This is a genomic window from Microbacterium keratanolyticum, from assembly GCF_016907255.1.
GTDB classification, from domain to species: Bacteria; Actinomycetota; Actinomycetes; order Actinomycetales; family Microbacteriaceae; genus Microbacterium; species Microbacterium keratanolyticum.
The window spans coordinates 1,065,739-1,081,404 of record NZ_JAFBBQ010000001.1; the positions used below are offsets into that span (position 1 = coordinate 1,065,739).

At 68.5% G+C, this 15,666-nt stretch carries 10 protein-coding genes; all 10 read left to right on the forward strand.

The window, feature by feature from the left end; translation table 11 throughout:
- The first annotated feature begins 132 nt into the window (after positions 1-132).
- The 10 genes from JOD62_RS05140 to JOD62_RS05185 all read left to right on the forward strand — a co-directional run bounded on the left by JOD62_RS05140 (position 133) and on the right by JOD62_RS05185 (position 15,666).
- Complete coding sequence (locus tag JOD62_RS05140) at positions 133-609, forward strand: DUF2975 domain-containing protein (protein WP_204938249.1); 477 nt, start codon at positions 133-135, stop codon at positions 607-609.
- Entirely contained in the window at positions 610-849 is a 240-nt protein-coding gene (locus tag JOD62_RS05145; protein WP_204938250.1) for a helix-turn-helix domain-containing protein, read from the forward strand.
- On the forward strand, positions 846-4,667 hold the full coding sequence (locus JOD62_RS05150) for an SCO7613 C-terminal domain-containing membrane protein (RefSeq protein ID WP_204938251.1): 3,822 nt from the start codon (positions 846-848) through the stop codon (positions 4,665-4,667). Before JOD62_RS05145 ends, JOD62_RS05150 begins: the two co-directional genes overlap by 4 nt.
- A 36-nt stretch (positions 4,668-4,703) precedes the next feature.
- Positions 4,704-5,873, forward strand: a complete 1,170-nt coding sequence (locus tag JOD62_RS05155; protein ID WP_204938252.1) for a polysaccharide deacetylase family protein — start codon at positions 4,704-4,706, stop codon at positions 5,871-5,873.
- 307 nt (positions 5,874-6,180) lie between these two features.
- The gene (locus JOD62_RS05160; protein ID WP_204938253.1) at positions 6,181-7,716 is read left to right on the forward strand and encodes a sugar transferase; all 1,536 of its coding nucleotides are present in this window, start codon (positions 6,181-6,183) and stop codon (positions 7,714-7,716) included.
- Positions 7,716-8,396: a hypothetical protein gene (locus tag JOD62_RS05165; protein ID WP_204938254.1), complete on the forward strand. Its 681-nt coding sequence runs from the start codon at positions 7,716-7,718 to the stop codon at positions 8,394-8,396. The genes JOD62_RS05160 and JOD62_RS05165 overlap by 1 nt, the downstream gene beginning before the upstream one ends.
- Positions 8,397-8,424: 28 nt before the next feature.
- The gene (locus tag JOD62_RS05170; RefSeq protein ID WP_204938255.1) at positions 8,425-12,111 is read left to right on the forward strand and encodes a fibrinogen-like YCDxxxxGGGW domain-containing protein; all 3,687 of its coding nucleotides are present in this window, start codon (positions 8,425-8,427) and stop codon (positions 12,109-12,111) included.
- Positions 12,108-12,812 carry a CDP-alcohol phosphatidyltransferase family protein gene (locus JOD62_RS05175; protein ID WP_204938256.1) on the forward strand — a complete coding sequence of 235 codons (705 nt, stop codon included), beginning with the start codon at positions 12,108-12,110 and terminating at the stop codon, positions 12,810-12,812. Before JOD62_RS05170 ends, JOD62_RS05175 begins: the two co-directional genes overlap by 4 nt.
- A gap of 9 nt (positions 12,813-12,821) precedes the next feature.
- Entirely contained in the window at positions 12,822-14,165 is a 1,344-nt protein-coding gene (locus JOD62_RS05180) for a hypothetical protein (protein ID WP_204938257.1), read from the forward strand.
- Positions 14,155-15,666: a lipopolysaccharide biosynthesis protein gene (locus JOD62_RS05185; RefSeq protein WP_204938258.1), complete on the forward strand. Its 1,512-nt coding sequence runs from the start codon at positions 14,155-14,157 to the stop codon at positions 15,664-15,666. The genes JOD62_RS05180 and JOD62_RS05185 overlap by 11 nt, the downstream gene beginning before the upstream one ends.

Sequence of the window (15,666 nt, forward strand, 5' to 3'; positions counted from 1 at the left end):
TCGGTTTCGGCCGGGGCGCACCCCTTCTGCGTGTCCGCGCTTGCTGTGAATTCGCCCGTCGGCTTGCGAGCTCGCCACGCGCGTGGCTATCGTTTTTCGATAGATACACGTCGCTTTTCGATAGGGGATCCGATGCAACCGCGCGTCACCGCCACGCTCAAGGCACTCATCGCCGTCATGATCGCACTGCTGCTCGCCAGCCAGATCTTCGCGATCCCGGAGATCGCCCAGATGACGGCGGACCGCAACCCCGACGTCGCGCAGTTGAAGATCCCGGGCATCATCGCCGCGATCCTGTTCCTCGTCCTCGTGCAGGTGACCCTCGTCTGCGTCTGGCGGCTGCTCTCGCTCGTCCGCGCGGATCAGATCTTCAGCCCGAAGGCCTTTCGCTATGTCGATGTCATCCTCGCGATGCTGATCTGCGCCGGTGTGCTCATCGCGGCCTCCTATGTCGTGATCATGCTCGCTCGCGCCGTCTCGCCCACGGTGCAGCTGCTGGCCGCACTCGGTGTGGTCGTGAGCTTCAGCCTCGGGCTGCTCGTGATCGTCCTGCGCGGACTCCTCACGAAGGCCCTGCAGCTCGAGCAGGACATGTCCGAGGTGGTCTGAATGCCGATCGTCATCGACCTCGACGTCGAGCTGGCCAAGAAGAAGATGAGCGTGCAGGAGTTCGCGGATGCCATCGGCATCACCCCCGCGAACGTCGCCGTGCTGAAGAACGGACGCGCCAAGGCCGTGCGCTTCACGACGCTGGAAGCCATCTGCCGTGTGCTCGACTGCCAGCCGGGCGACATCATGCGCTGGGTTCCGGATGCGGCGCAGTCGACCGAGACGGAGCCGCGCGCATGACGACCATGCCCGCCTGGAGCGAGACCGCGATCCGGATGCTGCGAGACAGCACGACCTGTCCCGTGTGCCGTTCGGCAGCGCTCGTCGACGGACAGTGCCCGGCGTGCGCCGCCGACCTGCGCGGCGCGGCCGGCGAGCAGCTGTGGGATGCCTCTCAGAGCGCAGCGACCGCGTTGGAGAGACGCCAGCGACTGCTCAATCGCGTGCCGATGGCCGCACGTGTGATCGCACCTGTGGCAGGTGCGCAGCCGCAGGCTCCCTCCCCGACCGCATCGACGCCTCCGTCTTCCGTGCCGCGCAGCAGCGCCACACTGCAGTCGGTGCTGGCGATCGCCGGCGCCGGTCTCTTCGCGATCGCGGCGATCGTCTTCACGTTCTTCAATCCAGACCTCACCGACCGCGCACTGCGCAGCCTCATCGTGGCCTTCATCACGCTCGTGTTCCTCGGCGGCGCGTGGCTGCTGGCGCGGCGCGGACTGCAGTTCTCGGCGGAGGCGGTCGGCGCCCTCGGACTCGTGTTCGTGGCGCTCGATGTCTGGGCGCTCGCGCAACTGGCACCACCATCGCTCAGCCCCTGGCTCCCCATCGCGGGCCTCACGCTCGTGTCTTCGATCGCGATGATCGTGGCAGCGTCGCTCGCCGGCATCCGCATCTGGCTCTGCGCGCCGCTCGTCACGTTCGCACTCGTGCCGACGATGTGGGGCGAGGCCGCAGGTCAGGAACCGGCGGCGGTCCTCGGTCGCATCGGCACCTCTTTCGTCGCGGCGGCGCTTGTGCTGCTGCTGCCGCGCATCGGCTCCCGTTTCGCGCCGTCCGGGGCTCCTGACACGGCACCGGATGTCTCGGGCGAAGAGACCACCCGCCCGCCGAAGCCGTTCGGCGCCGAACGCATCGCACTGCTGATCCTCCAGCTGCTCACCTCGGGGACCGCGATCCTGCTCCTGCCGCGGGTCTTCGTGCTGACCGCAGATCTGCCCTCCCGCGCGGCACCCAGCCTTCTGACCGTCGCGCTGCTCCTCGGCCTGCTGGCTGTGCATGCGCTCCTCGCGGCCCGGCACGCCCTTTCACGCTTCTGGAGCTTCGCCGCCGGCGGCATGGGCGTCTCCGCTCTCGCGCTCGCCCTCTACGCGCCCTCCGTCCTGTTCGACGCGATGAGCGGTTGGTTCCCGGCTCTCATGCCGGCCGCCTTCGCGGTCGCTCTCGTTCTCGCCGGGCCCGTTCGACCCCTCGCCGGTGGCCGCCGCGTGCCGCAGTATCTGGCGGGAGCCATCACGTCGACCCTCCTCGCCGCCGTGCCGACATCCGTCACCTCGGCGTTCTTCACCCTGGAGACCCCGCTCTCGATCGCTGCGAACCTGCTCGACGGTGAACTCGCCCGCCCGGCGACCGCGCTCGGAGTGCACGCCTGGGCCTTCCCCCTCGGTCTCCTCGCGACAGCCTCGGGGTTCGCCCTCTTCGCGCTCCGCGCCCGCGGTCATTCGGCCACGCGCCCCGCCGTCCCTCTCGCCGAGACGCTCGCATCGGCTTTCGCGACCCTCGCGCTGCTGACGACAGCGGCAGCGACACCGTTGCCCTTCCTCCTCCGTGTGCTTTTGGCGCTGGGTGCCGCCGCGGTGATCGCGCTGGTGGTCCTGCGCATTCCGGCGCTGTCGCTCGCGCGCCGGGTGACCGCCCTGATCGCGGCGCACCTTCTCCTCACCTTCGGCGTCATCCTCTCCTGGGCGGATGTCACCTGGGCGCCGCTGCTCGGCATCCCAGCGCTCATCGCACTGACGGCGGTGGCCCGCGCGATGCCGCCGGCGACCCGATTCGCCCACGTCGGGGTCGGGTACGCCTACGCACTCGTCCTGATCGCCACGACGTTCGATCTGCTCGGCGTGCGCGGCATCGCGGTGCCGGCGGTCACGACTTCGATCGGGCTGCTGGGCGCGATCGTGGCCACCTTCCTTCCGCGCGTGGGCGCCCGCTCCTGGTACGCGATTCTGACCGTGACCGCCGTGCCGTTCGCTCTCGGTGTCGTGCAGGTGGTCTTCGAGCGCAGCGGATGGACGGCACTGTCGACGGGCATGATGTTCGCCCTCTCCCTGGCCCTGCTGCTCACCCGTCGCCCCGGTGTCACCCCGGTTCTGCGCACCGCGGCCGCCGCTCTCCTGGTGCCGACGCTGGCCGTCGCGATCATCTGCCTGGGCGCCCAGGTGCTGGCGATGAGCGCCTCGCCCGTGACGCTTCCGATCATCGCCGTGCTCGTCGCCCTCGTGCTGCCGTCGACCACGGTGATCGCCGATCTGCTGCGTCGCAACGGCCTCGGTGGCACCGCTGCGCACGCGGCGCGCCTGGCCATCGAGGCATCCGCTCTCCTGACCGGCGCGATCGCCGTTCTGCTCGCCCTCGTCCGCGAGGCATCCGGACTCGGCACGAGCGTTCTCGTCCTGCTCATCCTGGGGGTGGGATCGACGGCGAGCGCGCTGCTGACCCGGCGCCGGTATGCGTGGTGGGCCGCCGGCGCTTCGTTCACTGGCGCGCTGTGGTGCGTGTGGGCGCTGGCCGGCATCGAACTGCTCGAACCGTACCTGCTGCCGCCCGCTGTCGCCGCGATGGCCGTCGCCGTCGCGTTGCGCCTGCGCGGCCTCAACACCTCCGCGCTGTACGCGACGGCCCTTGCGGTGGCGATCGTGCCGATTCTCGTCCTCACGATGGTCGGACCGGATGCCGCGACGTCGCCGGTCACGCTCTGGCGTGGTGTCGGGCTGGCGCTCACCGCCTGGGTGCTTCTCGCCGCTGCAGCGATCACACGCACCCCTTCGACTCGCAGCGAGGATGGCCTCAGCGCGCTGCTCGACGAGCGCGGGACACGCGTCCGGCATCTGCGACGGCTGCGGCTGCGCCCCCTGCAGGTCCCGACTCTGATCGCGGCCGCGGTCGCCGCGGTCGGCGCAACGACGCTCGCCGTGCGGATCGGCATCGGAACCGGCACGCCGTGGTTGGTCGCTCCGGCGACGGCGTTCGGGCTGAGCCTGCTCGCGAGTGCGGTCGGTGCCGGTGCGATGTTCGTCGCTGCCCGCGGCATCCGCGCAGCTCTTCCGGCTGACCATGCTCTGGCCTCCACCCGCTGGCTCGAAGCGCCCGCCGCTCTCGCACTGCCCCTCGGCGCCTGGTTCGCCATCGAGCGCGACTGGGTCGTGATCTGGGCGATGTGGGCGCTGCTTCTGGCGATGCTGACGATCATGCTGGTCGTCGCGCGGCGCACCGAGCACACGCACCCTCCGGTGTGGTACCTCTTCGGCATCGCTTTCGTCACGGCGATCGTCGCCTGGAGCCCCCGCGATCTGCGCGTCGAGTGGTTCTCGCTCCCGCTCGGACTGTTCCTGCTCGCTGCAGGAGCGTCGGCGCTGCGACGGGGCTCCCGTCCCGCGAGCCCCGGCACCCCGGCTCCGACACTCGCCAGCTGGCCGGGACGTTGGAGCGGATCCTGGGCGCTGCTCGCTCCGGGCTTGATCGTCACGGTGCTCGCCTCGATCGTGGCGACGTTCACCGATCCGCTGACGTGGCGGGCCATCCTGGTGATCGCCTTCGCACTGCTCGCGATCCTTGTCGGAGCCGCACGGCGACTCGCTGCGCCCTTCGTGATCGGAATGCTCGTGCTGCCGGTCGAGAACGTCTTCGCGTTCTCGGTGCAGATCGGCCGCGGCATAGAGTCGATGCCCTGGTGGATCACGCTCGCGGTGGTGGGAGCGGTGCTGCTCATCCTTGCGGTGACCTATGAGCGGCGCGCGGGTGAATCCGGGAGCGTGATGGCCAGAATTCGTGACCTTTCGTAACATATCGGACGGCCGGATCCCCATAGGATCGGTGCCATGACCGCAGAAACGCGCCCGCCTCGTCGATCCCAGGGCAGGCCGTCCGCCGCCGTCATCCGCCGCCGCAGGCTTCTTGTCGGAGTCATCATCGCGCTCGTCCTCGCGATCGTCGCGACCGTCGTCGTCGTCGCCCTGCGTGCGCTCGCCGATCCACCCGCAGAACCCGGCGCGGCGAAGCCGCCATCGACCTCGACGCCGACTCCGACGCCGACCCCGCTCTCGCCGTCCGAAGCTCTGCTCGCGACCACCGACGACCCGGCAGCGTGCGCTGTGTCCTTCGCGGGCGAGGGCATCGCGCTCGACCCGCAGCTTCAGACGCAGGGCGTGCTGTACACCGACCTCCCCCTCCCCCTGCGCGACGGTTTCGTCTTCGCCGGCTGGTATGCGACAGAGGCGGATGCCGCCGCACTGGCCGTCCCCGCCCGCATCAACGGGGCAGAGCTCACCGCGTGCACGGATCAGCAGATCACACTGCACGCCGGCTGGGTCACCCCCGAGCAGAACGTCGAGACGAACACACAGGTTCCGATCCTGATGTATCACCAGTTCACGACGAATCCCGAGGGCGAAGACCATTGGCTGCGGGGCAACTACGCGTACATCGGCGACTTCGAGGCGCACATGTCGTACATCGCCTCCGAGGGTTTCTACCTGCCGACCTGGCCCGAGCTCAACGCGTTCGTCGACGGCACGCTGTACCTTCCGCCGCGCTCGCTCATCATCACCGACGATGACGCCGACCAGACCTGGCTCGACCTCGCGGTGCCGGTGGTGACGAAGTACCAGCTACTCACGACGTCGTTCGTGATCACCAACGTGCGCCAGGATCCCTCCCCATCTCCCTACGTCATCCAGCGTTCGCACACGCAGAACATGCACGAGGCGGGCGACAACGGCAGGGGGCGGATGGTGAACTGGTCGGCAGAGGAGATCGCCGCCGACCTCGAGGAATCCGCCGCCGTCCTGGGTGGCGTGAAGGAGGTCGTCGCGTACCCCTACGGCCACCACAACGACACGACCAAGGCGGGCGTCGCCGCCGCCGGATTCATGTTCGGCCGCACGATCGACTGGGGTTACGTGTCGATCGGGAGCGACAAGTACGCATTGCCCGTCATCCGCGTGAACTACGGCACAACGCTCGAGGACCTCATCCCCGACATCGGCTGACGCGCGCAGTGCCTGCGCGGGCGATATATCCACTCGCGGGAGAAACTCGAAAAGTTTCTCTTCCGCTCTTCGACGATCCGCGCTAATCTGTGCCTGAGCCCGCATGCCTGATGCGGTGCAGTGACGATGTGGGAATCGTCACTGCGATCTCTTCGACCGGGAATCGAAGAGGCGTAACAGGCACGCCCGAGGGGTCGGGTGATGGGCTCATGCCGCGAGCGTGTCTGCTCGTGGTCTGGGGAAACTGGGGAATGACCATGACGCACTGGGGTTTTTTGCGCACGGTTCCGGCTCACGGAGCATCGCTATGACGTCCGTCGACGACGCTCTGAGCCTGGTCGGTGCTTCGGCGCCGACCGTTCGTCCCGTGGCGGCGCCGCATGCACCGAAGGCTTCGACACGGACGGTGGCGACACCGCGTGCGACGCCGACGTTGACGCGGCGCCGCCAATGGGAACGCCGCTATCGCGCGCGCCTGCAGATCTCGGATGCGGCCGTCGTGCTGCTCGCCGCAGGCGCAGCCGCGGGGATTCAGCTCGGCCTGGGTCTCGATCCGCTGGCTGTCGGTCGCATGGCGGTGATCCAGGCCGCGCTCTGGATCGCGATGCTCAGCGCCCTGCGATCACGTGATGCGGCCATCCTGGGCTCCGGCCCCACCGAGTACAAGCGGGTCGTCAACGCCAGCGGCGTCGCCTTCGGCCTGCTCGCCGCGGTCGCCGTGCTCCTCGGAACCGACACGCTGCGCATCCCGCTTCTGGTGGCGATGCCGTTCGGCATCCTCGGGCTCCTCACGGAACGCTGGCTGTGGCGCCGGTGGCTGCAGAACCAGCGCCGTCACGGATGCTTCGCCTCGCGCACGCTCGTGGTCGGAGACCGCGCCGACGTCGAGTACGTCATCAGCACCCTCCGCGAAGGGGCGATCTACGGCTACAACGTGATCGGCGCGACCCTCCTCGACGGCAACGCCCGCGAGGTGGGCGGTGAATCCGCGCCGATCCCGGTGCTCGGCAACATCACCTCGGTCGCCGAGGTCGCCAGCCGCATCAGCGCCGACACCATCCTCGTCGCGAGCCGCCCGACCGGCGCACCCAACTTCATCAAGCGCCTCAGCTGGCAGCTCGAAGGCACGGCCGCCGAGCTCGTGCTGTCGAGCCAGCTGACGGATGTCGCGGGTCCGCGCATCTCTTTCACGCCCGTCGACGGCCTGCCCCTGATCCAGGTGCAGATCCCGACGTACGAAGGTGGGCAGCACATCCTCAAGCGCGCACTCGATATCGCTGTGTCCTCCGTCGCGCTGTTCGGAATCGCCCTGATCACGCCGATCATCGCACTGTTCATCGTGATCGACTCCTGGGGACCGGTGTTCTTCTTCCAGGAACGCGTCGGGCGCGACGGCCGGACTTTCCGGATGGTCAAGTTCCGTTCGATGCGCACCGACGCCGAGCAGCAGCTCCTGGCCCTGCAGGAGCAGAACGAAGGTTCCGGGCTGCTCTTCAAGATGAAGGACGACCCGCGCGTGACCCGCGTCGGGCGCGTGCTGCGCAAGCTCTCCTTCGATGAGCTGCCGCAGTTCTGGAATGTGCTGATCGGCGACATGAGTGTTGTCGGCCCCCGGCCGCCGCTGCCGAGCGAGGTCATGTCCTACAACGGCAAGGTGCACCGCAGGCTCTACATCAAGCCCGGCATCACGGGTCTCTGGCAGATCAGCGGGCGCAGCGATCTCAGCTGGGAAGAGAGTGTTCGCCTCGATCTCCGCTACGTCGAGAACTGGTCGGTCGTGGGTGACCTGCAGATCATGTGGCGCACGGCCAAGGTCATGATCCGCCCGACAGGAGCGTACTGATGAACGATCTCTCCGCGGCAGAGGAGCCGCGCCCCCGTCGCCGGTGGCCGATCATCGTGGCCGTCGCCGCATCGCTCGCGATCGTCGGCGGATCCGTCGCCTTCGCTCTCAGCACGCGAGGCCCGGGGCAGGAAGCCAGCACCGCGCCCACTCCCGCGCCCACGCAGACCAGCGCCGAGCAGACGCAGGAGGCCTCGGACGAACCGCTCGCGATCGCGGCCACGCCGACTCCGGGACCGGTCAGCGACGACGAGACCGTCGAGGTCGCACGCGCCGAGTCCGTGGCGACCGCGCTCGTCAGCGTCGTCGATGAGATCGGGCAGCGCGCCGACGGCTCGGCCGTGGGCGCGGAGGCCATCGCCACTGGTTTCGTACTCGGCGAGATCCAGGCCAAGGCGCGCGAACAGCTCGACCTCGGCTACACGCAGGTCGGTGAGGCCGTCATCACGAGCATCACCGCCACCGACGTCAACCTGGCGGGTGAACCGCCGACCATGACCCTCACCGTCTGCGTCGATGTCTCGAAGATCGACGTTCTCGACGCAGCCGGGAACTCGCTCAAAGCGTCGCTCTACAACCCGGGCCACCCTGTCGCCCATGTGTACGGCGCCGAGTTCATCGACGACACCTGGAAGATCTCCAGCCACGACATACCCGACCAGCAAACCTGCGCCGCTTGACGGCCACCCGAACAGAATCGACACCACCATGGGCTCTTCACCGCAGACCCGCATTCGTCGTCTCGCTGCCACGACAGCGGTCGCCGTCACCACTCTCGTCGCTTCGCTCCTGAGTCCGATGGCGGCCAGCGCCGCCGATCCACTGCCCAACGGCCTCACCTCCGAGACCGCCGCAGGGTCGTGCTGGGAGGTCAAGCAGAACTACCCCGCTTCGACCGACGGCGTCTACTGGCTCGTCACTCCCGCGCTCGTGGCCCCCGAGCAGTTCTACTGCGATCAGACCACGTCCGGCGGCGGATGGGTGCTCGTCGGGCGCGGGCGCGAGGCGTGGAAAGAGGGCTACAACGGCCTGCGCACACCCGCAGACATCCGCAACACCCCGAGCGGCACCGGCGCATTCCAGCCCGCGCAGCTCCCGGCGGCGACGATCGACGGTCTGCTCAACAACGGGCGCGTGGACGCGCTCGGCGACGGCATCCGCCTCCGCCGTGCCACCAACACGGCGGGCACCTCCTGGCAGGAGGCACGGTTCAAGTTCCAGAGCCGCGACCGCTGGGTCTGGACCTTCGGCGCTGAGCACCGAGTGAGCACGTACTCCTTCGACGGCGTCAACGGCTCCGGCGGGCAGACGAACAACTTCGGCAGCAACAACCAGACGCGTCGTGTGGTGTTCTCCGAGCAGTCTTCGCACCAGTTCCTGAACGGCTGGGCGTTCGGCTCCAGCACCGGCGGAAGCACCGCCGCGACCTCGTTCCTGTGGGCACCGTCGGGTCAGGGCTACGCCCGTCCGTTCACGCAGGTGTTCCTGCGCCCGCAGCTGAAGATCGCCAGCATGGACTTCGGCACGATCCCCGCGGGCGGCATCGGAGCTTCCACGGTCGCCGCGATCCCCGAGAGTGACGCGATGCGCACCGTATGGGGCGTCTCCGGCTTCGCCAACGGCAGCTCCGGCGAGCTGAACACCGAGGTGGCGGAGTTCGCCGAGACGGCCGGCAAGGTCTACGTCGGCGGCAACTTCCGCTACGTGCAGCGGACCGAAGCCGGATCCGGCCAGGTGGAGCAGCCGAACCTCGCCGCGTTCGACGTCAACACCGGCGAATGGGTGTCGTCGTTCCGACCCGTGCTCAACGGCCAGGTTAAGGCGATCGCCGCACTTCCCGATGGGCGTCTTGCCGTCGGCGGACAGTTCTCGATGGTGAACGGCGTCGCGCAGAACGCCCTCGCCTTCCTCGACCCCACGACCGGCGCGCTCTCGGGCATGCAGGTCGTGGCCGAGCATCGCACCGCCGGTGGGGTGCCGTATCTGCGCGATCTCGACGTCCAGGACGGATATCTGTACGTCGCCGGCGCGCTGACGCACCTCACACGGGTCGGTGCGAGCAGCAGCGCGAGTGCCTGGAACGGCGGTCGTATCCTGCTCTCGAACAGCACGCCCGACACGGGGTGGAACGCCTTCCTCAACGGCACCTCAGTCGCCGTCGACGCGTCCGACCAGGGCGACCGCGCGTACTTCTCCGGGTACTTCAAGATGAAGCAGACCACCTCGACGCCGAGCGCGGCGGCCATCCAGACGGCGGCGGGCGCACCCCTGGTCGCACCGCTGTGGAGCCCGAGTTTCAGCAAGGCCTCGATCGATGGGTCGGGCAACTATGTCGGCAACATCTGGCAGCTGGGCGTCACAGAGGCGGGCGGCAAAGTGTGGCTCGGCGGATCAGAGCACTCGCTGTTCGCGTACGACCGCAGCACCTTCCAGCGATTGAGCGGCTCGATCACGAAGGCGGGCGGTGACTTCCAGACGGTCGAGCACAACAACGACCTCGTGATCGGCGGATGCCACTGCGGCCACTGGGTGTACCAGAACGCGTACGCCTGGAGCGACGTCGGAACCGGGTGGACCCAGGCCGACAAGATCAACCTGATGGGCGCATGGAACGCGGCGACGGGCTCCTACGTGGCCGCCTGGTCGCCCGTCGTGCAGGCCCGCGCCGGCTACGGCGCCTGGGGCACGTTCTTCGACTCGACCGGTGTCCTGTGGGCCGGCGGCGACTTCAGCCGCTCGGTGAGAGCCGGGGAAGTGCTGCAGTGGTCGGGTGGGTTCATCCGCTTCGCACCACGCGACACGACAGCCCCCACGACACCCGGCGCTATCTCCTCGACCTTCGGCAGCGGCGGGACGCAGGCCACACTCTCGTGGGGCGGATCGACCGATGCGGGTGGAGTCACCTACGAGGTGATCCGCGGCAACCGAGTGATCCTGTCGACGACGACCACGTCCTACACGGTGCCGGTCACGACGACGCCCACGAACTACTTCGTGCGCGCACGTGACGCGGCAGGAAACCGCTCGGCGACGACGGCCGCGATGGTCGTGCAGCCGCCCCCGGCGAGCGCACTCACGTTCATCGAGACGCTCTCCCCATGGTCCTGGCGGTTCAGCGCGGATGCTCTGGCAGCCGACTGGAACACGCTGGCCTTCGACGACGCGTCCTGGCCGACGGGCAGCGCCGTACTCGGCCGCGGCACGACCGGACTGGGCACGAACATCGACCCGACGGCGCTCTCACCGCGACCGCTGAGCGCGCAGTTCCGCAAGGAGTTCACGGTGACCGACGCGCTGACCGTGGTCAACGGCAAGATCACGGTGATCGCCAACGACGGTGTCGTCGTGTACCTGAACGGGACCGAGATCGGCCGCCATCGCATGCCGACCGGAACGCTCACGCAGAACTCCTACGCGAACGGCGTGGTGACGGCGGCAGCCGCCGCCGCGAGCCGGGTGACGTTCGATGTGCCGCAGGGGCTTCTCGTCGATGGCGTGAACGTGATCGCCGCATCGACGCACTCCAACTTCCGCAGCACGGCCGACGTGACCTTCGATCTGTCGTTCACGGCAGAGCGAGGTGCAGCACCTCAGCCTCCGGCTGCGGTGGAGGGCGCGAGCGCGACGGCGACCGCTCCGGATGCCGTCACGGTCTCCTGGACGGCACCGGCGACAGGAACGGCTCCGCAGTCGTACACCGTCCAGCGTGACGGCGTCGAGGTGGGCACGGTGACCGCACCGACCGTCACCTTCGATGACACCGGCCTCACTCCCGAGACCACGTACGAGTACACGATCACGGCGGTCGGAGTCGGCGGACTCACGTCGCCGCCGGCGACCGTGTCGGCGACGACACCCGCCGTCGAAGACCCGGGTCCCGGCGACGTCACGGTCGCCAATGGGGCGACATGGTCGTGGCGGTACACGGCGGATCCGCTGCCGGCGGACTGGAACGCCCCGACGTTCGACGCCTCCGCGTGGGCGTCTGCCCCGGCACTGTTCGGTATCAACGTCCCCGCGCAGGTCACCAACCTGAACGAGGCCGCACTCTCGCCGCGTCCGCTCAGTGCGCAGTTCCGCACGAGCTTCGAGGTGGTCGATGCCTCGACCGTCACAGACGGCGCCGTGACGGTGATCGCCGATGACGGCGTCGTGGTCTACCTGAACGGCACGGAGCTCGGGCGCGCGAACCTGCCCACCGGCACACTGACGCAGAACTCCTACGCCACGGCAGCACCGCGCTACACGGCGGCCACAGCGAATCGCGTGACGTTCGCTGTTCCGGCCAGCCTTCTCGTCGACGGGGTCAACGTACTGGCGGCCTCGGTGCACGCGAACTATCGCACAACACCGGACCTCAGTTTCGACCTCGCCCTGAGTATGCTTCGGCAATGAGCAGGCTCTCCTACGAAGAGGCGCGACGGACGCTCACATCCGCCCGCAAGGCGGGTGCGGGCGTCCCCGCGTATCTCCGCTGGGTGAACCGTCCGCTCGGAGGACAAGCCGCGATTCTCGCCGCGAGCTGGGGCTGGACGCCCAACGGCGTCACCGCGCTGAGCGCCGCCCTCGGCGCGTTCGGCCTCGGGATCCTCGTCATCATCACCGAGTCATGGGCACCACCGGTCGCGGCGCTCCTGCTGCTGGCGGGGTACATCCTCGATTCCGCCGACGGGCAGCTCGCCCGCATCCAGGGCCGGGGCGGGCCCGCCGGCGAATGGCTCGATCATGTCGTCGACGGCGTGCGTGCGCCGCTCGTGCACATCGCGATCGCCGTGGCGCTCGTACGTGCGGACGCGCCCGCCTGGCTCGTGGTCGTCGCGGCGCTGTTCTCGGTGCTCGTCTCGGGGTGGTTCCTCTCGCAGCTGCTCGCTGAGAAGCTGCTTCCCAAGGCCCCTCCCCGTTCCGACGACGCCCGGCGCAGCGCCATCGAGTCCTTCATGAAGCAGCCGCAAGATCCGTCCACGACGTATCTGGTCCTCGCGCTCTTCCCGCTCGCCCTGCCTTTCGCCGTCGCCTACACGGCATTGTTCGCCTGGCACGTGCTGATCTTCGCGGCGTCACTGCGCCGGAAGTTCGCGCAGCTGCGCACCCTGTGACGGTGTGAGATGACCTCGCTGATCACGTCGCCGAGTCGCTCCCTCCTCGCCGCCACCGGGCAGGACGCGGACCGCGAAGTCGAGACGCGTGTGCTTCCCGCCTGGCCGGTACTCACGGTGCTGTGGGGCTACCCGATCTTCTGGCTTCTGGGCCTTCTGCCTTTCGCGTCCGTGATCATGGCGATCCCGATGGTGGCGTTCCTCATCCTGCGTCGCCGCATCCTCATCGTCCCCGGCATCCTCCCCTGGATCGGGTTCGTGCTGTGGATGATCCCCTCGGCGCTCATGATCGACCAGGTCGGCCGCGCGGTCGGACTGGGCGTGCGCATCAGTCAGTTCCTCGCTCTCGCGATCATGATGGTCTACATCGTCAACGCACGCTCATCGCTGTCTCCGAGACGGATCTTCAACGGACTCACCTTCATCTGGGTCTTCGTGATCATCGGCGGTTATCTCGGGATGCTCTTTCCGGAGACCCGGCTGACGTTGACGATCGGGCTTCTGCTTCCCGACGCGATCGCCGGCAACGACTACGTCTCGGAACTCGTGTTCCCGACCCTGGCCGAGATCCAGACACCCTGGGGAGCAGAAGAGCCATTCGTGCGTCCCTCCGCCCCGTTCTCCTACACGAACGGATGGGGTGCGGCGATGGCGGTGCTGACCCCGATCGCGATCGGCACCGCGATCGGACACCGCACGGCCCGCGCGATGTGGTTCCTCGTCCTCGCTCTCGTCGCGGCGATTCCGCCGGCGATCGCAACGACGAACCGCGGGCTCTTCCTCGGCATCGCCGGGGCGATCGTCTACGTCATGTTCTGTCTGCTGGTGCGCGGGCGCATCCTTGCCTTCGTCTGGGTGTCGCTCCTGAGTCTGGCGGGCACTCTGGTGCTGTTCCTGTCCGGCTTCCTCGACGGCATCGCCGCACGCCAGGAGACCGTCGACACCACCGAGGGCCGAGGCAATCTCTACGCAGAGACGTTCGAGCGCACACTCGAATCGCCGGTCCTCGGCTTCGGTGCGCCGCGGCCCAGCTACTGGAGCGAGATCTACGTCGGCACGCAGGGCGCGATCTGGAATGCCATGTTCTGCTTCGGGTTCGTCGGGCTGGCCCTCTTCCTCGGCGCCATCGTGCTGGGAGCGGTGCGCACGGCAAGCGCACCCAATCTCTCTGCCCTCTGGATCCATACGAGCGTCGTCGTCGCCGCGTTCCTGTCGATCTTCTACGGTCTCGACCGCCAGCTCGTCTTCGTCGGGATCGCGGTCGCGGTGCTCCTGCGTGAGAAGTATCTCGGCAACTCCTCGTACTGGACGGCACAGCCCATCCCCTTTGCGAGAGCGCGCAATGAGGAGTGAGGGCCTGGCCCGCAGCGGCGTCGTCAGCCTCTTCGGCTCCGCCTTCGCAGCGCTCGCCGCCCTCGTCCTGACCGCGATCGTCGGAAATGCGCTGGGGGCCGACGGCACCGGGTTGTTCTTTCAGGCGATGGGAATCTTCACGATCCTCACGCAGGTGCTGCGACTGGGCACCAACAGCGCGATCGTGCGCTTCCTTGCCGAGCAGCGGGCGTTCGGACGCGCGGGTGCGGAGTGGCGCATCGTCGCCTACGCCCTGATTCCCGTCGCCGTCGTCTCAGCACTCGCCTCCCTTGCGATGTGGTTCTTCGCGGACGCACTGGGATCGTGGCTCGCGTCACCGGCGGACGCTGCGGCGCTCAGCGATCTGCTCCGCGCGATGGCACCGTTCGTGATCGCAGGCGCCGTCATCGGGGTGCTGCAGATCGCGGCGCGGATGCTGCGAGGGGTGACGACCTTCACCCTGCTGCAGAGCGTGCTCCTGCCCGCGAGCCGCCTCCTGACGGTGGCGGTCGCCGTCACCATGGTGGGAGCTGCGGCCTGGGGTGCCTTCGAGGCCTGGCTGTGGCCGCTGCCCGTGTGGCTGGTGCTAACGCTCGCGATTGTGGCGGGCCCGCTCCTGCGCGACTTCCGACGTCGACGGGAGAGCATCGCCGCCACCCGCCCGAGTGCTCTGACCTTCTGGAAGTTCACGGCGCCGCGTTCGGTGAGCTCGGGGCTGGAGACCGCGCTGGAGTGGTCCGATGTGCTGATCGTCGCCGCGCTCGCCTCCCCGGCTGCCGCGGGCGTCTATGCGGTGTTGACGCGTGCGGTGCGCGCCGGCGGTGTCGTTGACAAGGCCATGCGGGTCGCGGTGTCCCCGACGATCTCCGCCTTGCTCGCCACCCAGCAGCGCGACGAGGCGACGAGGCTGCACACGCGCGTCGTCCGCGCGATGCTGCTCTTGAACTGGCCGTTCTACCTGCTCCTGATCTCGATGGGCTCGGCTGTGCTCGCGATCTTCGGCGAGGAGTTCCGCTCCGGATGGGGGCCCATGGCGCTGATGGCCGCGGCGGTCATGTTCCAGACGGCGTGCGGGATGCTGCAGAGCATCCTCCTGCAGGGCGGGAAGAGCACCTGGCAGATGTACAACAAGTCGCTCGCCCTCGCCCTCAGCATCGGCGGCAACGTGCTGCTCGTGCCACTGTGGGGGCTCTGGGGCGCCGCCGTCACGTGGGTGGGCGTCGTGCTCGTCGACAACCTCATCGCCGCCTTCCAGGTGCACCGTGGCATGGGCGTGCAACTGGAGCCGTTGCGCCTGGTGCCATCGATGGCGCTGCCGGTCGCGGTCTTCGGAGGGGGAGGCTTCGCGTTCACCCTGTGGCTGGGTACCGGCATCCTCGCCCTGCTGCTGGCGGTGCCGGTGCTGTGCGCCGTGTACGGACTCGTTCTCTGGCTCCTGCGCGAGCGCCTGCAGATCGTTCCGCTGTGGCGGAAGGTCCCCGTCCTCGGGGCACGCGCCTGA